Source organism: Paenibacillus sp. USDA918EY (assembly GCF_009870825.1).
GTDB lineage: Bacteria > Bacillota > Bacilli > Paenibacillales > Paenibacillaceae > Paenibacillus_AQ > Paenibacillus_AQ albilobatus.
The window spans coordinates 55,199-77,558 of sequence record NZ_WTWY01000023.1 but is presented as its reverse complement, the minus strand read 5'-3'; the positions used below and the strand labels follow the sequence as shown (position 1 = coordinate 77,558).

The window sequence follows — 22,360 nt, the reverse complement described above, 5'->3', positions numbered from 1 at the left end:
TGAAGTAGTAGAAGTTTTTATTTTTTCTACTGTCTACTATGATGGGAGCATATCAGTTTTTGTTAGGGATAACATGATTTGCGGATGTTCCGGCCGGGTTCTCGTCATCATGCGATTTCGGGATTCGGCACGGCCATGTCGGTTCAGCGGCAACGTTCTTCGAAACCGGAACATTATTTTGCCGCTTTTTTGCTTTTTTCGATGTTTTTCAAATGCTCCTGATACGTCTTCGCAAACAAATGCTCATGGGATCCGTCTTTTTTGGTGACGTAATACAGGTAATCGGATGCTTCCGGATTGAGCGCCGCTTCGATGGAAGCCATGCTCGGGCTGCAGATCGGACCTGGCGGAAGACCTTCGTGCAAATAAGTATTGTACGGGCTTTCGACCTTCAAATCCTTGTACAAAAGCCGTTCCTTCGGCTCCGCCAGCGCGTATTGGACCGTCGCGTCGATTTCCAGCTTCATGTTTTTGTCGAGACGGTTATAAATGACGCCGGCCACAAGCGGCCGCTCTTTGTCCACCACGACCTCGCGCTCCACAAGCGAAGCGATCGTCAGCATCTCATGCAGCGTGATGCCGCGGTCGCGCAGCTTTTCCTGCAAATCCGGGATGCCGTCCAGTTTGCCCTGCATCTGCTCCATCATCCGGTGGAACATCTCGGCATCGCTTGTCCCTTTTTTGAAATCATACGTATCCGGGAACAAATACCCTTCCGCCTCATGCTTCAGTTTGCCGTTTTGGGGAATGTCCTTAAACGCCGCAACCGCTTGGTCCCCGGGATGATTCGCCAGCTTGAGGAAAACATCCGCCGGGGCGCCTGTCGCTTCGCTGACTTTTTTGGCGATTTGATCGACGGTATACCCTTCCGGAATCGTGATGCGGACCATCTCCTCCTTCACCACATCCCCTTTGTTGAGTTTGGCGATCAGCTCGTCGAGCGGGGTTCCGGGTTTGGCTTCGTATACGCCGGCTTGAAAATGCGAGCCTTCCCTTTTCCATTTCAGGTAACCTTTAAAAATCATATCATTTTTAACAAGTCCGTTTTTGTAAAGCACCTCGGCAATTTTGGAGGTTCCCATGCCGGGTTCGATCGTAAATTTCACGGGCGTGTCCGACGCTTTCGCCGGCTGCAGCCCGTTCCAAACGTAATAAGCTCCGCCGCCCGCCACAAGCAAAAGTATGATTAGAATCGCTAGCACGACTTTAACAGCTTTCAAAAAAATCCAACCCTTCACAACCAAAAAGGACGGTCTGCACCGCCCTTTTGGTGTATTCATTTTGAAATTTTGTCTTCTCCGGGAAGCTGCAGTAAAAATCAGATGTCGTCTTCCGGGAACGTCATCTCGTCGTAAAGCTCGGTAATGTTTTCCCATTCATCATCGTCGTCGATGGTGGCCAACTCCAGATCGCCGTCCGGCGACTTCACGACTTTCAAAATGTTGTACGCGCCGCTTTGGTCGCCGGGGCTTTGCAGCACCGCATAGGTTTGGCCGCCCACTTCGAATTCCGCCGCCAGGTCGTAAACTTCGGTGGAACCGTCTTCGTCCTGCAGCTCTACAGTCGGGCCGAACGCTTCCTTCAGCACGGAAGTCCACACGGCCTGGTCTGCAGAAAAATCATTCATGCTCATTACCTCCATCAAGTTCGGCAACCAAGGTGTTGAAGGTTTCCTCGACGATTTCCCACTCTGCATCATCTTCGATCATGTAAAGCTTCAGGTCCTCCCCGTCTTCCTCGTAACGGAACGCATATACCTCGTCCGCATCATCGTCTCCCGCCTCCAGAGGTACGACCATCATGTATTTGTTGTCGGATCCGTCGACTTCAAATTTCATGATGACTTCGAATTCTTCTTCGTTGCCTTCGTCATCGGGAATATAAATAATATCCGGTTCTTCCTCAAAAAGATTACGCTCATTGGCCATCTGTGATCACCCTCACCCTTTAGTCTTTGAGTCTAAATAATTTTGCAAAATCAAGCTTGCAGCCATTTTATCCACAACTTGCTTTCGCTTCTTCCGGCTGACGTCAGCCTCAATCAGCGTCCGCTCGGCAGACACGGTTGTCAGCCGCTCATCCCACAGGTGGACGGGTAATTTCAGCATTTCTTTTAGCTTGTCAGCGAAATCGATACAGATTTCACCGCGGGGGCCGATGGTGCCGTTCATGTTTTTAGGCAGGCCGACGACGATCTCCTCCACTTCGTAGTCGCGGACCAATGACGCGATCCGCTCCAATTCGGAGCCGTCCCGCCGGCGTTCCACCACTTCAAGCCCCTGCGCGGTCCATCCGAGTAAATCACTGACGGCAACACCAATTTTGCGGTCGCCGTAGTCCAACCCCATGATTCTCATTAAGCTCTCCTATCGGTGATTGGCTAAGTAGAACCGGACCAGCTCTTCAATCAACTCATCACGCTCTTTTTTTCTTACCAAGCTTCTTGCGTTGTTGTGGCGGGGGATGTATGCCGGATCTCCGGACAGGAGATATCCGACGATCTGGTTGATGGGATTGTATTCCTTTTCAACCAGCGCATCATACACCATCAGAAGGATGTCTTTGGAAGACGCCTCCTGCTCGTCGCCTTTAACGCTAAACTTCATTGTTTTATCCATGGAGTCCATTGTGACACCTCGCTTCTTCAAAAGCATGCCGAAGCATGCTTTGACGAATTGAATCTTTAGGTTTCATCTTCTTCTAATATAACATAATCATCCTGCAGGAAGGAAACTCCAAGGACAAATTAAACAAAATTTTCTTGCGAAGCCGGCTGACACTCTCAAGCTTTTAAGCGTTCGCTACCAGTTTTTCCGCCAGCTTCAATGCTTCGTCCAGTTTGCTTGCATCTTTCGCTCCCGCCTGCGCCATGTCCGGACGTCCGCCGCCTCCGCCGCCGCAAACCGCAGCGATTTCCTTCACGAGCTTGCCTGCATGCAGGCCGGATTTGGTCAATTCCTGCGGTACCGATACGACGAAGTTGACTTTGTCTTCGATCGCCGCTCCCAACACGAGCACTGCGGACGGCAATTTGTTTTTGAGCTCATCCGCAAGGGTGCGCAGCCCGTCCATGCTGCCGACGGTGACGCGAACCGCAAGCAGATCTTTTCCGCCGACCGTTTTCACTTGATCCGTCAATTGGCCCGCTTCGATCATGCTCAGCTTGCTTTGCAGCGATTCGTTTTCGCGGCTCAACTCCTTCAGCTGGGCATGAACGGATTCGATGCGCTTCGGCACGTCGTTCAGGTTGGATTTCAACAGCTCGGCCGACTGCTTCAGCAGGTCCAGCTGGCCTTCGACAAACTGGTATGCCGCGCGTCCCGTCACCGCCTCGATCCGGCGCACCCCGGAGCCGATGCCGCTTTCGCTCACCAGCTTGAAGATGCCGATTTCCGACGTGTTGTTTACGTGGCAGCCGCCGCAAAGCTCCAGGCTGTAGTCGCCGACCTGCACGACGCGCACGATGTCGCCGTATTTTTCGCCGAACAGGGCCATGGCGCCCATCGCCTTGGCTTCGTCGATCGGCTTGTATTCGATCGTTACGTTGATCGCGTTCCATATTTGTTCGTTCACGCGGCGTTCAATGTCCGCAAGCTCTTCCGGCGCGATGCTGCCGAAATGGGAGAAGTCGAAACGCAGGCGCTGCGGCTCCACCAAAGAACCCGCTTGGTTGACATGCTCGCCCAGCACTTCTTTAAGCGCTTTGTGCAGCAGGTGAGTAGCCGTATGATTTTTGACGATATCGCGGCGCTGCGCCTGATCGACTTCGGCTTTGACCGTTTCGCCCGTTTTCAGCTCTCCGGCTTCTACCTTCACGATATGGACGTGCTGCCCATGGGGCGCCTTGTACAAGCCTTCCACTTTCGCCGTCACGCTGCCGCCGCGCAGAAGCCCCTGGTCGCTGACCTGGCCGCCGCTTTCGGCATAAAACGGCGTTTTTTCAAGGATGACGTGGCAGAGCGCTCCTTCGCCGGCGCTTTCCACCATTTCGTCGTCCACGAGAATCGCCAAAATTTTGGATTCGGTTACGGTGTCATTATAACCAACAAATTCGCTTTTAACCGTATAATCGGAAAGCGCGCCGCCCTGCACCTTCATGCCGCCGCTTTCCTGGCGGGCCGCACGGGCGCGGTCGCGCTGCTCCTGCATGGACGCGTCGAAACCTTCGCGGTCGACCGTAAGCCCGTGTTCAAGGGCGAAGTCCTCGGTCAGGTCAAACGGGAATCCGTACGTGTCGTACAATTTGAACGCATCCGGACCGCTGATGACCTTCGTGCCGTTTTCCAGCGCCTTTTTGCTGATGTCCTCGAGAATGGACAAACCTTCGGACAGCGTTTCGTGGAAACGCTCCTCCTCGGTGCGGATCACCTTTTCGATGAATTCGCGTTTCTCGACGACTTCCGGATAGTAGACGCCCATGATGTCCCCGACCGTTTCGGTCAGCGTGTAAAGGAACGGACGGTCAAGTCCGAGCACCTTGCCGTAACGAACGGCACGGCGGAGCAAACGGCGGATGACGTAGCCGCGGCCTTCGTTGGACGGGAGCACGCCGTCGCCGACGGCAAACGCCACGGTACGGATATGGTCGGCGATGACTTTCAGCGCAACGTCTTTTTCCACGCTGTCGTTGTATTTCACGCCGGCCAGCTTGGCGGTTTGCTGGATGATCGGCTGGAACAGGTCCGTGTCGAAGTTCGAATCGACGTTTTGCAAAATGGATGCAAACCGTTCCAGACCCGCGCCGGTATCAATGTTTTTATTCGGAAGCGGCGTATAGGAGCCGTCTTTGTTATGGTTGAACTGCGAAAATACGAGGTTCCACACTTCGAGGAAACGCTCGTTTTCCCCGCCGGGGTACATTTCGGGATCGGACAAATCGCCGTAAGCCTCGCCGCGGTCGTAGAAAATTTCGGTGCATGGACCGCAAGGGCCTTCGCCGATGTCCCAGAAGTTATCTTCCAGCTTGACGATGCGCTCGGCAGGCAGGCCGATTTTTTCGTTCCACAATTTGAACGCTTCTTCGTCTTCCGGGTATACCGTGACGGACAAACGCTCCGGATCGAAGCCGATCCATTCTTTGCCGGTCAGGAACTCCCATGCCCACGTAATTGCCTCTTCTTTAAAGTAATCCCCGATCGAGAAGTTGCCGAGCATTTCGAAAAACGTATGGTGGCGGCGGGTTTTGCCGACGTTTTCGATGTCGTTGGTGCGAATGCATTTCTGGGAGTTGGTCAGGCGCGGATTTTCCGGGCTGATCCGTCCGTCGAAATAAGGTTTGAGCGGCGCCATGCCGGCATTGATCCACAGCAGGGACGGGTCGTTATGCGGCACGAGCGGGGAGCTCGGTTCGATTTTGTGCCCTTTGCCGGCGAAAAACTCCAGCCATTTGGAACGGATTTCACTTGCTTTCATCGTTATACAGCCTCCAGCTTCAATTTTGTCTTTACAGGATTCCAAACCGTTTAAGGCTGAGCGGTCGTTACGGTTACGGATCGCTCTTTCCGGTTAGAAGCCCTGCCTGATTAAAAAAACAACATAAAAACGCCCCTGAATAAATTCAGGGACGATCATATCGCGGTACCACCCTGGTTATCGCCTGAAACGGTCAAACATTCGAATGAATGCCTGTCTTTCGCAAGCGATCTCCTCGTACAGCCTGTAACGGGGCCAGCCGGCGGGTTTTGCCCGCACTCCGAAATCAGCTTTCCGGCAGCGCCCGCTTGCGGATTCTTGCAGCCATCGCCCGAAGGGCGAAGGAATCCGTTCTCTGTCCAAGGAGCCTTTCTGCCGTACTTTATTTCATCGCCGTGTTGTCCATTTTGCACATATTCTATACAAGTATATCGGCGTCGCGAAGGAATGTCAATGAGGCGGGTTTCAGGTCGTTTTGCGCTTGATGTAATAGGCGAAAAAATGCTGCAGCAGCACCTTCAGCACCGCAAACACGGGAACGGCGAGGATGAGGCCGATGACGCCCGCCAGTTCCCCCCCGACAAGCAACGCAAAAATGATGATGATCGGATGAAGATGCAGCTTTTTGCCGACCACCTGCGGGGAAATGACGTTGCTCTCCAAAATTTGGCATATCCAATTGACGACGATGACGAGCAGCACCATTTTCCACGAAATCGTCGATGCCATCACGACCGCCGGGGCCGCCCCGAGAAACGGGCCGAGGTAGGGCACGATGTTAAAAATGGCGACGATGCTGGCCATAAGCAGCGCGTAAGGCATGCCGACGATCATATAGCCGATGTACGCCAGCACGCCGATGATCAGGCAGACGATAAACTGTCCCCGCACGTAATTGCCGAGCGCCAGGTCGATTTCCTTCAGTACGCTGACGGTGGCTTTCCTCCGGGAACGGGGAAGGTACGAAACGATCGCCCGCTCAAAAACGTCGAAATCTTTCAGGATGTAGAAAATAAGGAACGGCACGATAAAAATGTTGAGCACCAGGTTGATGGTCGACCCGATGTTGTCGATAAAATCGGAAATCCCCGCCGCCAGCCGGTCTTCCCATTGCAAAAACCACCGGTCCACGCCGGCCATCACCCCGCCCGGGAGCAGCTTCTGGTCAAGCCGGTTCATGAAGCTTTGCGCATGCATCGTCATTTCCGGCAAATGCTCGTTCAGTTCTTCCAACTGCTCGATAAGCACCGGAATCAGGTTGATGAGGATGACCGCCAAGCATGTAATGAACACCGCGTAGATCAGCAGCACGGCGATGCCCCTCGGCATTTTCCGATCCGCCAGCAGGCAAACGACCGGGTTCAACACGTAAGAGATGATCATCGCGACCACAAACGGCGCCAACACCGCTTTGAAAAAATGATATATATTCATGAACATCGGGCGAAGCAGCCAAATGAAATAAAGAGCGATGAGGCCGAGAATAAACCAGATGAGCAAACGGAACCATTTGTTCGCGGTCAGTTTCTCCAAGGCGGCATTCCTCCTTTCGGACTTGCTGTTCACGTTATTATATGTATGAAAGGAAAAAATTAACCTTGCCGGGCCGAACCCGAAATCGATGCCAAAATGCAAAAGAAACCCATCACTAACGCGCGCCATGGAAAGCGGACGCTAGTGATAGGTTTCTTTTTATGGCCGCAGCCGAAAAAGCATGTTCATAAGTTCACTTTCAATTGGACGCATGCAGATGCGGGAATTCCTGCTGAATTTCTTCGAAAAAGAGGTCGTCCAGCGAGCTGAGCGTTCCGTCCTCTTCGACTTGATAGACGGACATTTTGTCTCCGTTGACCGTCAGTTCGATAAAACAGCCCCAGCAATAAAATTGATGCGAACCGATTTTACCGATATCTTTGGAATTGCAGTTGGGACATCTCATATTCATAGATCACCTATCCGTTAACAGAATGAATGGTTTTTCCGAGTCGCTCCTCGCTCATCGGGGGAACCATGATTGCGTTTTTGCCGATCGACATGCCCTCGGCGAGCTGCAGCCATTTCCGGCCTTCCAGCAAATCCGAGACGAAGCCGTCGCTGATTTCCAAACCTAGTATTGTATTTCCCATTTCCTGGTCAAAATAAACATCCGTCGCTTTGCCGAGAAGAACGCCGTCCTCCGTCAATACGTTCAGGTCCTTCAGTTTATTTTTGCCCATCAGGTAAGTGTATTGTATATCGTCGGCCTTTGTCTTTCGAACAGCCTGTTGATTCCGAATCATCACAGCGTCTTCGCCGTAAGCCACGATATCCTCCCAGGATACGGACTTGGCCGAACCGGAAAAAAGGCTTCTGCCTTCAAGCTCCAAGGCTTGGATCTTCCAGTCCCCGCTGACCCAAACGTCGCTGATTTTACCGATCCGCTTGCCTTCCTCCACGTCAAAAACGGCAAGGCCGATCAATTCTTGAAACTTCATGGCCAGGACCCACCTATCCTCACAGATTGAAACGAAGGCATCCCGCAGGGCGCGGGACGGATGCCCTTCCGGGCACCGGTCCTTGTTTCCGGACGGTATGGAAGCACGCCACCTCCTTGTCCATACATAGAGAATCCTAACTTCTAATACGTAAACGACGAAGAATGGTTGCAATTTTTTGGGCGGTGTATTCCATATCTTCCGTAGTATTACCCAATCCGAAGCTAAAACGAATCGCGGAGCGCAAAACATTTTGTGGAAGTTTCATAGCCTGAAGCACGTGCGACAATTCCAGGGAACCCGAGGTGCATGCCGAGCCGCTGGCTGCCGCAATGCCTTCCAGATCGAGGTTCATCAGAAGCGTCTCCGTGTCTGTTGCCGGGAAGCTGATATTCAGTATGTGAGGTAAAAATTCAGAGGGATGTCCGTTGACGATAAACGCGTCTTGTCCAATTTCCTGTTCCAGCAAACGGATTAACGTATCCCGGAGCATGAGATCATGCTCTCTCCGCTCCTCCAAGTGCGCCGAAGCGATTTGGACGGCTTTGGCGAATCCGGCGATGCCCGCCATGTTCTCCGTGCCCGCACGGCGCTTTTTCTCTTGAAGCCCGCCGTGCAGTCTCGGCGCAAGGTGAACGCCGCGGCGCACATACAAAGCCCCGATCCCTTGCGGGCCGTTAATTTTATGAGCGGAAAAGCTCATCAAATCGACCGGCAAATCGCGCAGAGAAATCGGAATCGCCCCCAAAGCCTGAACGGCGTCGACATGGAACAAAACGCCGCGGGCTCTGGCCAGCTCGCCGATTTCCCGGATCGGCTGCACCGTGCCGACTTCGTTGTTGGCGTACATGATGCTGATCAGCGCCGTATCTTCCGTCAGCGCTTGTTCCACATCCTCTGCCCGCACCCTCCCCGTCCCGTCAACCGGGAGATAGGTGACGCGGTATCCTTGCTTTTCCAGCTCTTCGCAAGCATGCAGCACGGCATGATGTTCGATCGAAGAAGTGACGACATGTTTGCCCGCCCCGTCCATCGCCGCCAAAACGCCGAACAGGGCCAAGTTGTCGCTTTCCGTTCCGCCGCCGGTGAACACGAGTTCATCGGGATGGCAGCCCAAATATTTCGCTATTCGATCCCTTGCGCTGCTCACCGTCCGTTTGGCGGAACGGCCGAAAGCATGAACGCTGGATGCGTTGCCGAACTGCCCCGTCATCACATTCATCATTTCCTGTGCGACTTCCGGATGGACGGGCGTGGATGCCGCATGATCCAAGTAAATGGATTTCATTATCGCATCTCCTTTTTTAAAACAGGATGTTCGCAAAATCCTTTCAATCACATCTTCTTGTTTTTATAATGGCCGACCTCTATCACCATTCATTCCCTTAATTCAAGCGTTTTTTTCATCAGAAGTCTTGAATCTATATCGTATATGTTCACCTACGTACTTGGTTTTGCGATTTTTTGGATGTTGGTTGTGAAAAAAATGATTTCCGGCCCGGTATTGCCTAATAAGTATAGTCGTTTCATTCATTTCTTACAATAAAGATTGCAAAGCCAGAATTTTGCATAGCTCGATTCCGGCCGCTCCCGGGTACAATATACAGACGAATGAAACCATTTCGCTCTATATATCGCTGATTGAAAGCCGCTCCTTGGATTTTTGCAAAATCCTCAAGCAAAAACTGACAGCTGCTATAGGTATTTCAACAGGTTGTTTAAAATGACGGCGTATCCGTTAGCAAACATGTGGATCCCGTCGATGGCATATTCTTCTTTTAAATTCCCCCCGCTATCCATCAATCCGTCGTTTACGTCAATAAATGTATATCCGTGCTTCGCCGCCAGCTGCCGGACCGCTTTATTGGCTTCCCGGATCGCCTCGTTCGTTCTGTTCTGAAACACTTCTTCCATTGAGGCTCTGGACACGAAAGGAAATTCAGCCTCGGCATTTACGGGATAATACGCCATGACGTTTACCCGGCAATCCGGCAGCCTTGATGCAATTCGGCTCAAAATTTCGTCGTAGTTCGCCAGTAGCCGCTCCAGTTCGTAATCAGGCGCGCTGATATCGTTGGTACCGATGTTGATAAAAATTTTAGAGGGCTCCAGGTCAAAAATGCAAGTCTCCATCGACTCCAACAATTCCGCGGTGACATAGCCGGCTATGCCGCGGTTATAAATGCAGTACCGGTGTTCCAGCGTTTGCTGCAGCTCGTTGACCGGGAAAAATTCCATCAATGAAGAGCCGACAAGCACCGTTTGGCCTTTTCGGGCAAGCGTATTGAGAATCTTGTATTTTCGCAGCTTCTCCTTCTTCTCGTCAAGCGTTACCGGACCACCCTCCGGCTCCTCCCGCTTCCCGCCGTTCCGGACGTCTTGAATGTATTCCTGATCGTCAGATGATGACATTTAAAAACCCCTCCTTCATCGGATGACTCCCGATTGTTGGACTGGAAAATTTGGATTATGAATAAGGGATATCGGCAGCATTATGCCTGATATCCCTTGCAGGTTTGTCGATTGAAGCGGCTAACCCCAACTTATATATAGAACATATAGTTATCCGCAGCGTCCTGCTCCTGGTAGGAGATCAGATCAAGCAGCGTGGTCGAATCGAGCACGCCCGCAATGCCGTCGCGGATGCGGAGCCACAGGTTGCGCTTGGCGGGATCGTCTTCTTCCGTGAAATCGACCGGAGAGATCGGCCCTTCCAGCACGCGGATGACGTCCCCCGCCGTAATCTCCGAAGCTTCGCGGGAAAGCACGTAACCGCCGTATGCGCCGCGGATGCTTTTGACGAGCCCGGCGTTGCGCAGCGGCGCGATCAGCTGCTCCAGGTAGTGTTCGGAAAGCTGGTTTTTCTCGGCAATGCTTTTCAGCGAGATCGGACCTTCGCCGTATTTGGCCGCAAGCTCCATCATGATGGTCAGGCCGTAACGCCCTTTAGTCGATATTTTCAAAGATGGCACCTCTTTCGAAAAATTCAAGTTTCATTATAAATTTGGAAAGACAGCAGACCTTGAAGCCGTAGGATCAAATCTGCGTATTCCGATCATAACCCTTTGCTTATGTTAACATATCCGCCGGCTTTTTGGTATGCTGAACGTCGCCCATGTACTTCCAAGGAAGACAGGCGCACGCTGACGACTTTGCTCCTGCGGTTTATAAACCGTTTCATTCCGGCAAAAACTTCTAAACTTCAATCATAGACCATTCGTGATCAATCCGCAAGTTGTACTCCGTACACGGACAATGCCGGGGTGGGTATGACCCGATGCCCATTGTGTGTTAAAATACGGGTATGGGCACAATTTCAAAATAGAAATGGTGAGTTAATTTTGGCAAACAACAATCAAAACACGCGCGTGGTCGTCGGCATGTCCGGCGGCGTCGATTCCTCGGTGACGGCGCTTCTGCTGAAGCAGCAAGGCTACGATGTCATCGGTATTTTCATGAAAAACTGGGACGATACCGACGAATTCGGAGTCTGCACCGCGGAACAGGATGCGGAGGATGTCCGCCGCGTTTGCGAGCAAATAGATATTCCTTATTACACGGTCAATTTCGAAAAAGAATATTTCGATAAAGTATTTACCTATTTCCTCGACGAATATAAGTCGGGGCGCACGCCGAATCCGGATGTCATGTGCAACCGCGAAATCAAATTCGGCGAATTCCTGAACAAGGCGCTCGGCCTCGGCGCCGATTATGTAGCCACGGGCCATTATGCCCGCGTCGTGGAAGAGGACGGCGTCTTCAAGCTTCTCCGCGGCGTCGACGGCAACAAGGACCAAACCTACTTCCTGAACGCGCTCAGCCAGGAGCAGCTGTCGAAAGCGATGTTCCCGATCGGCCACCTGCCGAAACCCGAAGTGCGCCGCATCGCCGAAGAAGCGGGACTGTACACGGCCAAAAAGAAAGACAGCACCGGCGTCTGCTTTATCGGCGAACGCAACTTCAAAGAGTTCCTTAGCCAATATTTGCCCGCCCAATCCGGCAATATGGTGGACATCGCCACGGGCGAAATCAAGGGTCGCCATGACGGCCTCATGTATTACACGCTCGGACAGCGCCAAGGGCTCGGCATCGGCGGATCCGGCAGCGGCGAACCGTGGTTTGTCGCCGACAAGGATCTGGAGCAAAATATATTGTACGTCGTGCAAGGAGACAAACATCCTAGCCTGTATTCGACGGGATTGATCGCGACGGGCGTGAACTGGATCGCAGGCGAAGGCAACGTGCCCAAAGAGCCTTTCGACTGCACCGCCAAATTCCGCTACCGTCAGCCCGATCAAAACGTGACGCTGGAATGGCTGGATGACGGCACCGTACACGTCAAATTTGCCGAACGGCAAAAAGCGATTACCCCGGGACAAGCCGTCGTATTCTATCAAGGCGAAGTTTGCCTCGGCGGCGGCATCATCGATAAAGTGGAGAAAGTTCCGTTCGAGCTGCCGGCCGTCCAAAAAAAATAAAAGCACAGACGCCAAAGCCGTCCGCCGAAATCCAATCGGCGGCGGCTTTTTTCATGAAACGCCTGCGGCCCTCCCAAAGGACCGGCGGCCGGCGTTTCTTTTCGCCTGTGCAAAACATTCTCTGCGACTCCTGCGGAATCCTGCTCGTTTTGAAATATTTCCCCGTAAAGCGATCATCATTCCCCGGAAAGGAACTGGTTCCTTCTCCGCTGCTGGTTGATTTGGATTTTGGCCTCGTTCCCCTGCTCCGTCGCCTGATAAAATACGCGGCGGGCGATTTCCTTCGGCAAATAATCCTGCTTCACGTAATGGCCCGGGTAGTCGTGCGGATATTTGTACCCCTCATGCCCCAGCTTCACGGCGCCCTTATAATGCGTATCCCGCAAATGCATCGGCACCTCCGCCGATTTAAGCTCGTCGATCGCCGACGTTGCCCGCGAAATCGCCGTATACACCGCGTTCGATTTCGGGCTCTCCACGGCGAACAAAATCGCCTGGGCGATGTTCAGCTTCGCTTCCGGCCAGCCGTTGTTCCGGTAAGCCTCCAGCGCGCTGACGGCCTGCACCATCGCCTGCGGATTCGCCAGGCCGATATCCTCGCTGCTCGCCGCGATCAGGCGGCGGATGAACACCATCGGGTCCATGCCCAGCTTTTCCACCGCGTACAAAAACCAGAACAAGGCGGCATCGCTGGAACCGCGGATGCTTTTATGAAATGCGGAGAGCACGTCGTATTGCGTCGACTCGTCCGCCCGTACCGTCGGACGGCGGATCGATTCTTCCGCGACGTCCAGCGTGACATGGACGGTGCCGTCGTCCTCCGGCGGCGTCGTCATCGCCGCGAGCTCAAGCGCGGTCAGCGCCCGGCGAATGTCGCCATTGGCCATCGTGGCGATATGGTCCAGCGCCTCCTCGTCCACCTGCAGCTTCATGTACCCCAGGCCTTTGTCCGGATCGGCGAGCGCCCGCTTCATCGCCGCCAGCGAATGCGCCTTCGTCAAAGGCTGCAGCTGGAACAGGGTGGAGCGGCTCATCAAAGCGCCGTTGACGTAATGAAACGGATTTTCCGTCGTCGCCCCGATAAAAATGATCGTCCCTTTTTCGACGGCCGGCAGCAGCGCGTCCTGCCGCGAGCTGTTAAAGCGGTGCACCTCGTCGAGGAAAAGGATCGTTTTCGTGCCGTACATCGCTTTATTGCTTTGGGCGCGGTCGATGACCTCGCGCACGTCTTTGACGGAAGCGTCCACGGCGTTCAGCCGGACGAAATCCGCCTGCGTTTTTTGCGAGATGATATGGGCGAGCGTCGTTTTCCCGCATCCCGGCGGCCCGTACAGAAGGATCGAGGACACCTGGTCCGCTTCGATCGCCCGGCGCAGCAGCTTGCCGGGGCCGATGATATGTTCCTGCCCGATATATTCATCCAAAGAGGTGGGACGCATCCGGTCGGCCAACAGCCTGCCGCCCCGGTCCGACTCCTGCTGGAAAGAAAATAAATCCATGTTATGTTCACGTCCTTGAAAATGAAATGGCTTGTCTTTGCTCCCTTTCAAGCTCTCCCTCTATCATAACATACCGGGCAGGTACAGATCATGCGTTCCGGTCGCCGCGATACACTTCGAATGCGGAAAGGTTCGGCCACCATCTCGATTCCTGTATCGACAGGCGGATATAGCGGCTCGTCACGGCCGGGAAAGGGCAGATCCGCTTATAGCCGATGACCGTGCCGTTATACGCCGTTTTCCACTCGCCGTCCTCCATATATTCCAGCGCAAACAGCTCCACCCGCTGACTGTAACGGTATTCCTGCAATACAACATGGTCAAAAGTTTGCTCCGTGCCGAGATCGACCGTAAGAACGGCCTGCTCCGTTCCCTCTTGCGGAGCCCAGAACGTGTCCCGGTTGCCGTCGACCGCGTCGGCGGCCGGATGTTCTTCCATCGCTTCGGTCGCTTGGACGGAGGCGCCGGCGGCCAGGTTCGTTTCGAACGTCCCCCGGATCCAATCCCCCAGCTCTTTCAGGCGCTGCACGTCGTTTTCATGGAACAAACCGCGCGTATCCGGCGGAATATTGAGCAGGAACGTCGCGTTGCCGCCGACCGATCCGTAGTACACCTTGATCAGCTCTTCCAGCGGTTTCACCTGGTCGTCCTGGGAGGCATGGTAGAACCAGCCCGGACGGATCGAGGTGTTCACCTCCGCCGGATACCAGATCAGCTCTTTTTCTTGCGCGATGACGTCCCGGCTGCCCAGGTCCTCATCCTCCGAGCTGTATTTCTTGGCGAATTCGCCGTCGTCTTCCTGCTGGGATTTTTCCTGGATTTTCTCGTTATCCCGCAGCGATGCGGGAACGACGCTCCACTCCGACTCCCGGCAATGTCCCGCTTCGTTGCCGCACCAGCGGATGTCCGGACCGCATACGGAGATTGCGGCCCCCGGCTGCAGCTCCCGGATGAGCGCATAATACGCGTCCCAGTCGTACACCTGGCGTTTGCCGTTCGGCCCTTCGCCGCAGGCGCCGTCGAACCAGACGCAGAAAATGTCGCCGTAACCGGTCAGCAGCTCCCGCAGCTGATTTTGGAAATATTCGTTATATGCGGGCGAGTCGCCGTAAGTCTGCTCATGGCGGTCCCAAGGGGACAGATAGATCCCGAAGCGGAGTCCGCCTCTGCGGCAGGCGTCCGCCACTTCTCTGACGACGTCCCCGCTTCCGTTTTTCCACGGGCTGTTTTTGACGGAATGCTCCGTATATCGGCTCGGCCACAGACAAAAACCGTCATGGTGCTTGCAAGTCAAAATCAAACCCTTCATCCCCGCCGCTTTACACGCTTCCACCCACTGGTCCGCATCCAGCTCGGCCGGATTAAAAACCGACGGGTCTTCTTTTCCGCTTCCCCATTCCTGGTCGGTAAACGCATTCACCGAAAAATGAACAAAAGCATAAAATTCCATTTCCTGAACGGACAGCTGCCTTTCCGTCGGCGCCACTTCCGCAGCGTATCGAATCTTATCTTTTAACGTCATCGCTAACCCTCCAACTCTTTTTGCGGAATTTTGCCGAAATTTGTCCGTGCAAAACCCATCCTAAATAACATTCTCCTCAAAAAACAGGATACCTGCCGATAGCCGCAGATATCATGACGTCATTATTTTTGCAGCGCTTTTTGGTAAATGTTCAAATACTGATCCAGCTGAAGCCTCTTGAATCCGACCCTTGAATCCGGCGATGTAGCTGTCCCAATCCTTGTCGATGTCCTTGTTGCCCGTCACGAATTGCGCCAGGTTCGATTTGACGGTATCGGCGAGCGTTCAATAAACATGTTTTTTCGGCACACCGCGAACTAGGGAACAACGCCGGTACACCAGGAGGGTCGGGAGCGGCATTTTTTCTTCGGGCCAACTTTTTTTCTGCCGCCGCGGCAGCAAAATCCCCGCCGGAACCAATCCAGCGGGGCCTATAAAAAACCGCAGAAAAACGGCCGACGCAACCGGCCGCCTCCTGCGGATCGCTTTCGCAAAAATATGGTTTTCGTTTTTGACGCCGCCTTCGCAAGCTGTCCGATGGATCGGCTTGGAATGGCGGCATCGGAGGGAGGATTATTTGTCAAGCAGCTCGCCGTTTTTCATGATCAGCCGGCCGTCGAGATATACGTCCGGCTTGCCGACGACGCAATCGATATGGACGCCGGCCGCCACGACGCCGCCAAACGTGTTGTTGCTGCCGAAGGCGACATGGATCGTGCCGTACACTTTTTCATCCTCCAGCACGACGCCCGTAATTCTCGCTTTTTCGTTCGTGCCGATGCCGAATTCCCCGAGCAGCCTTCCGTCGCCCTCGCCGAGCATCTGCAGCAGCTTTCCGCCTTCAGCGCCTCCTTCGGCCGCCACCAAGCGCCCCTTCTCGACGGTTAAAACGACGGGGCCTTCAACCTTTCCGACCCCGGCGATCGAGCCGTCGACGACGATGGTCCCTTCGGCGCTGCCTTCCACCGGTGCGATATACGCTTCCCCGGACGGCAAATTCCCCGATTGTCCCGGCTCCAAATACATGCCCGTGCTCGGAACCCCGTCGCGGCCGTCGATCGAAAATTCAAGCGTATGGCCGTCTTTTTCGATGCGCACTTTGCGGCTGTTGGACAGCATATCCGTCACCTTCTCCGTCAGCGCCTTGACCTCGGTATAGTCGGCCGCGATCGCGCCCTCCAGGAACATGTCCGCGGTGATTCCCGGCATCGTCGCAAGGCGGGCGCCCGCGGCGGCGGCCTGCTTCCGGGCTTGCGTATGCGTCAGCGAATGCTTCGTGATGCAGACGACGACCTGAGCCGCCGCCATCGCAGCCGCGATCGGCGCCGGCGGTTCCTCGCCGGATTTGCCGCGCTCCTTGATCACGGTCAGCATGCTTTCCGCGCCGATCCGTTTTCCCGCCTCGTAAAGCGATTCCGCCAGTTCCTTTCTCGAATCGTCGGAGACGATGAGGAACGTTTCCCCCGCTTTCAGCCCAAGGCAGTCCTTCAGCATATTGATGCTCGTTTCAACGATTTTTTCCTGCATGTTCGTTAACTTCCTTTCAACCATGTATTTGCGCCCCGGATCGAGCTCGTCGTTCATCCGAATCCAGGCCGATCAGATCATTTCCGACACGATTTTCGCCATGATCGCATTGGACAGAATTACCGGCAGGCCGGAGGCCTCGGCCATCAGTTTGCGCGCTTCCTCCGTGTACCCCATGCAGTCCAGCAGCAAAATGTCCGCTTTTCCCTTCAGCCCGGCCGCGGCGGCTTGGAAATTGCCCCGGTCGAATACGTATGGCGAGGCCACGCCGTAAACCGGATGAAGGCCATGCGGCTCGTATTTCGAGTTCATGGTTTCCTTCTGCTCCTCCAGGGGAACGATGACGCCCAGCCTGCGGTTGCCGACCATCGCTTTGACGGCCGGAGGAATGATATGGTCGGGTTCGATCAAATAGGAAGAGCGGGCGGCCAACCCCGGAAATACGCCCGTGCAAAGCAGCAAAATGTTCGCGACTCCCCGGTTTTCCATCTCGTCGATCTTTTGCTGCAGGATGGGCTGGATTTTGCTGCGGCCCATAACGACGGACTCGCCAGTCGCCAGCCGGGAAGTGAGGACGTAGTCATGTTCTCCCGGCTGCAAATGCCCGGCAATATACTCTTTCGACAAACCGTCCAAAACGCCTGCTTGAATCATGTCCACCCGCGCGGGCAGATGTTCTCTTAAAATCGGGGCGACGTCCTTGCGCGGCGCCTGCCCGATCGTGATGACCCCAAGTTTCGTCATATTTCTTCCTCCTCCCATATTCACAAAAAAAGCGCATCCGCGCCGCTTGCCTTTCCCGGCAAGCCGCGGATCCTGCGAAAAAAGGGAAGGGAACCTCTTATCCCCTTCCCTCCCGTATTATTTTCCTTCGGCGTCTCCCGCCGTTTGCAGCACCTTCATCGAGCCGTAAAGCTTCACGATCCGGCCGTATTCCTCCGCGTCGTAAAACGCGCAGGTTCCGTTCGTGAATTCTTTGGCGACCTCGACCGCAAAACGCGTTGCGGCGGCGATGTCGACTTCGTGGCTGGCGCCCGTGCCGCAGCCCGGAACGACGCTTTGCGCCGTGACCGCAACGCCGACGACCGGAGCGTCCGTGGCGACGGCCGGCTGCAAAATCGAGTTGATGTGGTACAAGTCGTTGCCGTAAGGCGTAATGTCCTGCATCGTGATCGGGAACGTCACCGGCAGAAGCCCGGTCGTCATTTCCATGATGCGCAGCAGGTCTTCGCTCACCCGCAAAATGTAGCCCTCTTTGACGGTCGGCGAAATGGCAAAACCTTTATGATTGATCACACGGTTGCCTTTGGTCGTATCGATCGAAAGCACCGCCTCCATTTCCGGCAGCACTTCATGCGCGTTCATCGCGCCGATATCCACCGGAGAGTCCATGAAATCGACCGGCTCGTGCGGACGGGTTGGCGCATCCGGGCAAATGTGGGTCGTCACGATAATATCGCCCTTCAAACGGTCGCCTTTCACCTGCATGTCCGCCAGCTTAAGCGCCGAAGCAACGGCCGCAACCGCGCCGTCGGCATCGGACACGAGCCCGATCCGGCTTGGACGGGCACCGATGCCGCCCAAACGGCCGACGATGCCGAACGTCGGGGCGCTGCCGCCTTTCGATTTGCCTTCGGTGCCGGGAATGACGATTTTGATGAAGTCCGTGCTGCCCTTTTCCCCCGTTACTTTTTGCACCTCGATCGAAACTTCAGCGTAGCCGGCGAACAGCTCCTTTACCTTCTCCCCGGTTACGTAAGCGTCGTCCATCGCTTCCAGCGCGATCATCGTTTGTTTTAATGTCATCGAATCCGACCTCCATTTTCTGTCTGTAGTGTTTGCGGCTTATAGGGGTGAATCAGAACAAGTAATCCAAAATCGGCTTTTTGATGATGTCCTCGACAGGCTGCATTAAAGCTTTGTTGCTCATCGTGCTGCTTAGCAGCAGCTTTTCCCGCGGCACGGCGATGACCGCAAGCTGTTGGCCTTTTTGCAATGCGGCCGTGACGACCGGTCTCGCCGTCTTCGCATCCAGCGTCATGATCAGGTCCGGGAACGTCGCATAACGCTCCCCGCCTTTTTCCAGCGTCATGTATTCGTTCCAGAACGTCATTTCAAATCCGTCGATCAGCACGTTGCCGACGTCGAACCCGCCCGTCGTTTCCATTTCGAATTCGGTCACCTCGCCTGCCGCGACGACCTTCCCTCCAAGCTTGTCCACGACGGCGGCAATGGCGGCTTCGCCTTTGGCGCCGAGCAGCGCCTCGCCGACGCCGATCGCCTGCGTGATCGCGCCCGGAGCGCCGTTTTGTTTTGCGTATGCGGCCGTCACCGGATTTCTGGCTACAGCCACGAGCCCGCCCGCTTCGACCGAAGCTTTGCGCACCAGCGAAGCGGCTTTGCCGAGCGACCCGGAAACGGCAAACTCCAGGTAGTTGTCGCCTTTGCCGCCGATGGCCGTTTGATGCGACACGTAGTCTTCGACCTCCGTCAAATTCAGCGCGCCCATCGTGCCGGTAGGATGCGCCCGGCCGTTGCAGGCAAAGTCGACGAGCGGGATGCCGGTCATGACCGATTGCAGCCAGCCGTTTACCGTCGTTCCGGCGCCGTTTTCGTTCGTATGGATCGCCGAAATCGGTTTGCCGAGCCCGCGCGCGAGCATCTCGAGCGATCTTGCGTAATGGATCGGTTTCAAAAATTTATCCTTTGCTCCGGGAGCGCCGACAAGCGATACCGTCACGAACGTGTCGTCTTCGGCGAATTCGTCGATCGTGCGCAGCTCCGGCTCGCCGAGCTCCAGGGCCAGGCGGCCGATCTGCAAACCCTCTTCGATCCAGCCGCCCCCGCCGCCGCCTAAGACGGCGCCGCCGAACACGGCGCTTTCCATCATGTTTTCGTCCAGTTTGATTCTAGCCATGGAATGCACCTACTTTCTCATTTTGAACATGGAGTTAAAGAAGCTGTAAATCGCGTCGCCCGCGATGAACCCTGCCGCCAAAATGCTCATCGGCGTCTCGGCTTCCTTGCCCTTCACTTTCAGCACGACGATCCGGATCAAAAGACCTGCCAGCACCGCCCAACATGCATTAGGCGTCGCAATAAGCAAGCCGGTCGCGAACATGACGCCGATCTGGCGTTTCGCGCCGCCAAGCCATTGCAAAATGGCGCCCGGGATGGCCCAAAGCAGCAGCTTCATCGCAACGTCCGGGGAAGTCCCCGCTTGGATGGTCGACACGTATACCGTATCGATCGGCGGAACGAGATTTTGGCCGAAATAGGAATGGTACGTCAGGGCAACGACGATCACCGCCACGCCGAAAGCGATCATGCCCGTCATGTACTGCTGCTTTCTGCCGCGCAGCTCAAACTCTTTGTCTTCGCCGTTGCCGCGAAGGATGTAACCCGTCTTCAGGTCGTAACCCATGTCGGCGAACGCCGGGCCCGTAGCGGCGCTAAATCCGGCTAGCAGCGCCAGCGCAACAGTCGGGAATCCGATCAACATGCCGAACAGCAGCGTAATAAACGCTACGGCAAAGGCCGGGAACCAGCCGGAATGCATCGCCGCGATGCCGACGATAATTTCGTGCACGAACGCGGCAAAGGCAGCAAAGACAAGGAATCCGATCAGCATGCCGATCGACATTTTCGTAATGAGGCCGCCAATGAGGGCGATGATCAGCGCGATGACGAGGTAAGCGACAAAACCAAGCCCGAGGGCGCGTCTCGCTTCGCCTTCCGAGCGGGTGTATTTTTCCGCGTCCGCTGCTCTATCTTCCTTTTTCGGACGTTTCAAAATAAGAATGGCCGCCTGCACCAAGGCAACGATCCCGGCGCCGATCATGACGCCGTGCGCAATATAAAGCTTGTCGACGTCGATGCTGAACAGCGGGTTCGAATATTGGCGGATCAAAAGTCCGATCCCGAACATGCCAAGCGCCCAAATGTTGCCGATAAACGCCACGCCGAACGCGGACATGGAAATATGGAAATAAGACCCGATCAGGCCGATCACCGTCCCGACGCCGAGCAGTCCGGCGCGTTTGCCGCCTTTATCCCCGGCAATGATCGATTCGGCGGTCGCCACGCCCGGAGCCCACGTTCCGGATGCGGGGAACAGCTTCGAGTCAAACAGCTTATAGAGCAGCGCCGCGTCCACGAACATCGCAAGCGCCGCGCCGATCAACATCGGGATGATCAGCTTCGTCTCTCCCATCACGAACGGGATCCCGATCGGGATGAACAAACTGTTGGCCGCGCCAAACGTCGCCGAGGAGATGGAGGTTTGGACCATGTTTTGACGGTGGATCGATTTATACTTTTTAAATATCGCTAGCGGAATTCTTGCAATCAGCATCGCAACAAGCGCGCCGATGATCGCCGTGTTTGGCGTCACGCCAAGCGTCGTAACGATCTGTATGCCGACGATCGCGCCCAGAACGCCGGTAACGATGTTGAGGATCAGGCCAAACGGTTCGAATATGCTGGGATGTTTCTCTTTTTTGTCCGCCTGTCCGGTTTCATGTTTGATTTCGCTCATCCGTATGCCTCCAATTTGTTAGATTAATCACTCGTTTGCTAGAAATCCGCAGGGCTTGCGTCGCGTCATGCCCCCCGACTCTGCAGACCGCTTTCAAGTCGAGGGTAAGTCGTTTTCAAACGGATCTAACGAGCGCTCTCTTCCGAAAAAAAAGGAAGAATAAATGCTGCCGACATTCAAATCGAAGGCCGAACGGTAATTTGTAACGTTTGCAAGGTAGGGTTAAGCCCTTTTCAAATCGCGCCGGCTTGTTTATAATAGTTCGCGGCCATGAAACCTTCCGATTCTACCGTATCGATGACCGGAACTTTCAGTTCCTTCCGGAGCGTTTCGGCAAACCCGATGGTCGACAAGCCCGTGCAAGCGAATACAATCGCTTTTGCCCCTTGCCCGATGAGCGTTTTCGCCGCTTCCAGCGCTTTGCCGCGGCCTTCTTCCGTCAGCAGGTCCGTCGTGTTTGTGACGCCTTCCGGACGGAGGTAACCCGAGATCAGATCCCCTAAAATATCGCGCATCACAGGCGGAACGCCTTCGGTGATGCCCATAACGCCGACAGGCAGTCCCAGGGCGCGCGCCACATGCGCTGCCGAGCTTCCCCCGCCGATGACCGGAATCGAAACGCGGCTTCGAAGCTCGCGGATGGCCGGATCTGCGGCGCAGCTAATAATGATCGCCCGGCATCCTTCGCGTTCCATCTGAACGCCGAGGTCTACGATTTTCGGTACGGCAATCCGTTCCGATTCGTCGTCATAGATCCCTAGCGGCTGATCGGGGATGCTTTTGCTTAATATGGGAATACCATGCTGCTCCTCGATAATTTTTCCATGCGATTGAAGCACTTCATTATCATTTGCGGTAAATACGCGAATTAATCCTATCAAAGCCGATCACCCTTTCGCCCCTCTTCAGGT

The 22,360-nt window shown here is 54.8% G+C and carries 21 protein-coding genes; 1 reads left to right on the top strand and 20 read right to left on the bottom strand.

What is annotated here, in order from left to right; all coding sequences use genetic code 11:
• Nucleotides 1-173: 173 nt before the first annotated feature.
• From mltG to cymR, 12 genes are all read right to left on the bottom strand, one after another.
• Entirely contained in the window at nucleotides 174-1,220 is a 1,047-nt protein-coding gene (gene mltG / locus GQY55_RS28305; protein WP_373309306.1) for an endolytic transglycosylase MltG, read from the bottom strand.
• Between the two features lie 98 nt (nucleotides 1,221-1,318).
• Complete coding sequence (locus GQY55_RS28300; RefSeq protein WP_160045271.1) at nucleotides 1,319-1,627, bottom strand: DUF1292 domain-containing protein; 309 nt, start codon at nucleotides 1,625-1,627, stop codon at nucleotides 1,319-1,321.
• A complete protein-coding gene (locus GQY55_RS28295; protein WP_160045270.1) occupies nucleotides 1,620-1,928 on the bottom strand; it encodes a DUF1292 domain-containing protein in 309 nt (102 codons plus the stop codon). Before GQY55_RS28295 ends, GQY55_RS28300 begins: the two co-directional genes overlap by 8 nt.
• Before the next feature lie 12 nt (nucleotides 1,929-1,940).
• Nucleotides 1,941-2,357 (bottom strand): Holliday junction resolvase RuvX, encoded by a 417-nt coding sequence (gene ruvX / locus GQY55_RS28290; RefSeq protein WP_160045269.1) that lies wholly within the window; start codon nucleotides 2,355-2,357, stop codon nucleotides 1,941-1,943.
• Between the two features lie 9 nt (nucleotides 2,358-2,366).
• On the bottom strand, nucleotides 2,367-2,627 hold the full coding sequence (locus tag GQY55_RS28285; RefSeq protein ID WP_160045268.1) for an IreB family regulatory phosphoprotein: 261 nt from the start codon (nucleotides 2,625-2,627) through the stop codon (nucleotides 2,367-2,369).
• Between the two features lie 163 nt (nucleotides 2,628-2,790).
• Entirely contained in the window at nucleotides 2,791-5,412 is a 2,622-nt protein-coding gene (gene alaS, locus GQY55_RS28280) for an alanine--tRNA ligase (protein ID WP_160045267.1), read from the bottom strand.
• A 465-nt stretch (nucleotides 5,413-5,877) separates the two neighbouring features.
• Complete coding sequence (locus GQY55_RS28275) at nucleotides 5,878-6,945, bottom strand: AI-2E family transporter (RefSeq protein ID WP_160045266.1); 1,068 nt, start codon at nucleotides 6,943-6,945, stop codon at nucleotides 5,878-5,880.
• Nucleotides 6,946-7,144: 199 nt separating this feature from the next.
• A complete protein-coding gene (locus tag GQY55_RS28270) occupies nucleotides 7,145-7,351 on the bottom strand; it encodes a hypothetical protein (RefSeq protein ID WP_160045265.1) in 207 nt (68 codons plus the stop codon).
• A 13-nt stretch (nucleotides 7,352-7,364) separates the two neighbouring features.
• On the bottom strand, nucleotides 7,365-7,886 hold the full coding sequence (locus tag GQY55_RS28265; protein WP_160045264.1) for a PRC-barrel domain-containing protein: 522 nt from the start codon (nucleotides 7,884-7,886) through the stop codon (nucleotides 7,365-7,367).
• A gap of 136 nt (nucleotides 7,887-8,022) precedes the next feature.
• Complete coding sequence (locus tag GQY55_RS28260) at nucleotides 8,023-9,174, bottom strand: cysteine desulfurase family protein (RefSeq protein WP_160045263.1); 1,152 nt, start codon at nucleotides 9,172-9,174, stop codon at nucleotides 8,023-8,025.
• A gap of 407 nt (nucleotides 9,175-9,581) precedes the next feature.
• Nucleotides 9,582-10,298, bottom strand: coding sequence for a GDSL-type esterase/lipase family protein (locus GQY55_RS28255; RefSeq protein ID WP_160045262.1), 717 nt, complete (start codon nucleotides 10,296-10,298; stop codon nucleotides 9,582-9,584).
• A 131-nt stretch (nucleotides 10,299-10,429) separates the two neighbouring features.
• Nucleotides 10,430-10,849: a cysteine metabolism transcriptional regulator CymR gene (gene cymR / locus GQY55_RS28250; protein ID WP_160045261.1), complete on the bottom strand. Its 420-nt coding sequence runs from the start codon at nucleotides 10,847-10,849 to the stop codon at nucleotides 10,430-10,432.
• A 378-nt stretch (nucleotides 10,850-11,227) separates the two neighbouring features.
• On the opposite strand from cymR, the gene mnmA reads away from it, so the two are divergent.
• Nucleotides 11,228-12,364 carry a tRNA 2-thiouridine(34) synthase MnmA gene (gene mnmA, locus GQY55_RS28245; RefSeq protein WP_268895082.1) on the top strand — a complete coding sequence of 379 codons (1,137 nt, stop codon included), beginning with the start codon at nucleotides 11,228-11,230 and terminating at the stop codon, nucleotides 12,362-12,364.
• Nucleotides 12,365-12,540: 176 nt separating this feature from the next.
• Here mnmA and GQY55_RS28240 read toward each other — a convergent pair whose 3' ends face one another.
• From GQY55_RS28240 to GQY55_RS28205, 8 genes are all read right to left on the bottom strand, one after another.
• Nucleotides 12,541-13,863 carry a replication-associated recombination protein A gene (locus tag GQY55_RS28240; protein ID WP_160045259.1) on the bottom strand — a complete coding sequence of 441 codons (1,323 nt, stop codon included), beginning with the start codon at nucleotides 13,861-13,863 and terminating at the stop codon, nucleotides 12,541-12,543.
• Nucleotides 13,864-13,951: 88 nt separating this feature from the next.
• The gene (locus GQY55_RS28235) at nucleotides 13,952-15,385 is read right to left on the bottom strand and encodes an alpha-L-fucosidase (RefSeq protein WP_160045258.1); all 1,434 of its coding nucleotides are present in this window, start codon (nucleotides 15,383-15,385) and stop codon (nucleotides 13,952-13,954) included.
• Between the two features lie 573 nt (nucleotides 15,386-15,958).
• Entirely contained in the window at nucleotides 15,959-16,912 is a 954-nt protein-coding gene (locus GQY55_RS28230; protein WP_160045257.1) for an aminopeptidase, read from the bottom strand.
• 72 nt (nucleotides 16,913-16,984) lie between these two features.
• Complete coding sequence (locus GQY55_RS28225; protein WP_160045256.1) at nucleotides 16,985-17,656, bottom strand: AroM family protein; 672 nt, start codon at nucleotides 17,654-17,656, stop codon at nucleotides 16,985-16,987.
• 117 nt (nucleotides 17,657-17,773) lie between these two features.
• Nucleotides 17,774-18,718, bottom strand: a complete 945-nt coding sequence (locus GQY55_RS28220) for a DUF1177 domain-containing protein (protein ID WP_160045255.1) — start codon at nucleotides 18,716-18,718, stop codon at nucleotides 17,774-17,776.
• A gap of 52 nt (nucleotides 18,719-18,770) precedes the next feature.
• Entirely contained in the window at nucleotides 18,771-19,829 is a 1,059-nt protein-coding gene (locus GQY55_RS28215) for a DUF917 domain-containing protein (protein ID WP_160045254.1), read from the bottom strand.
• A 9-nt stretch (nucleotides 19,830-19,838) separates the two neighbouring features.
• Nucleotides 19,839-21,449: an OPT/YSL family transporter gene (locus GQY55_RS28210; protein ID WP_160045253.1), complete on the bottom strand. Its 1,611-nt coding sequence runs from the start codon at nucleotides 21,447-21,449 to the stop codon at nucleotides 19,839-19,841.
• A 233-nt stretch (nucleotides 21,450-21,682) separates the two neighbouring features.
• Nucleotides 21,683-22,330 carry an aspartate/glutamate racemase family protein gene (locus GQY55_RS28205; protein WP_160045252.1) on the bottom strand — a complete coding sequence of 216 codons (648 nt, stop codon included), beginning with the start codon at nucleotides 22,328-22,330 and terminating at the stop codon, nucleotides 21,683-21,685.
• Nucleotides 22,331-22,360 lie beyond the last annotated feature (30 nt).

Coding starts and splice junctions, on each gene's coding strand:
- GQY55_RS28300 (WP_160045271.1), bottom strand. CDS start 1,627: ATGAATGATTTTTCTGCAGACCAGGCCGTGTGGACTTCCGTGCTGAAG.
- GQY55_RS28295 (WP_160045270.1), bottom strand. CDS start 1,928: ATGGCCAATGAGCGTAATCTTTTTGAGGAAGAACCGGATATTATTTAT.
- ruvX (WP_160045269.1), bottom strand. CDS start 2,357: ATGAGAATCATGGGGTTGGACTACGGCGACCGCAAAATTGGTGTTGCC.
- GQY55_RS28285 (WP_160045268.1), bottom strand. CDS start 2,627: ATGGACTCCATGGATAAAACAATGAAGTTTAGCGTTAAAGGCGACGAG.
- alaS (WP_160045267.1), bottom strand. CDS start 5,412: ATGAAAGCAAGTGAAATCCGTTCCAAATGGCTGGAGTTTTTCGCCGGC.
- GQY55_RS28270 (WP_160045265.1), bottom strand. CDS start 7,351: ATGAGATGTCCCAACTGCAATTCCAAAGATATCGGTAAAATCGGTTCG.
- GQY55_RS28265 (WP_160045264.1), bottom strand. CDS start 7,886: ATGAAGTTTCAAGAATTGATCGGCCTTGCCGTTTTTGACGTGGAGGAA.
- GQY55_RS28260 (WP_160045263.1), bottom strand. CDS start 9,174: ATGAAATCCATTTACTTGGATCATGCGGCATCCACGCCCGTCCATCCG.
- GQY55_RS28255 (WP_160045262.1), bottom strand. CDS start 10,298: ATGTCATCATCTGACGATCAGGAATACATTCAAGACGTCCGGAACGGC.
- GQY55_RS28240 (WP_160045259.1), bottom strand. CDS start 13,863: ATGGATTTATTTTCTTTCCAGCAGGAGTCGGACCGGGGCGGCAGGCTG.
- GQY55_RS28235 (WP_160045258.1), bottom strand. CDS start 15,385: ATGACGTTAAAAGATAAGATTCGATACGCTGCGGAAGTGGCGCCGACG.
- GQY55_RS28230 (WP_160045257.1), bottom strand. CDS start 16,912: ATGCAGGAAAAAATCGTTGAAACGAGCATCAATATGCTGAAGGACTGC.
- GQY55_RS28225 (WP_160045256.1), bottom strand. CDS start 17,656: ATGACGAAACTTGGGGTCATCACGATCGGGCAGGCGCCGCGCAAGGAC.
- GQY55_RS28220 (WP_160045255.1), bottom strand. CDS start 18,718: ATGACATTAAAACAAACGATGATCGCGCTGGAAGCGATGGACGACGCT.
- GQY55_RS28215 (WP_160045254.1), bottom strand. CDS start 19,829: ATGGCTAGAATCAAACTGGACGAAAACATGATGGAAAGCGCCGTGTTC.
- GQY55_RS28210 (WP_160045253.1), bottom strand. CDS start 21,449: ATGAGCGAAATCAAACATGAAACCGGACAGGCGGACAAAAAAGAGAAA.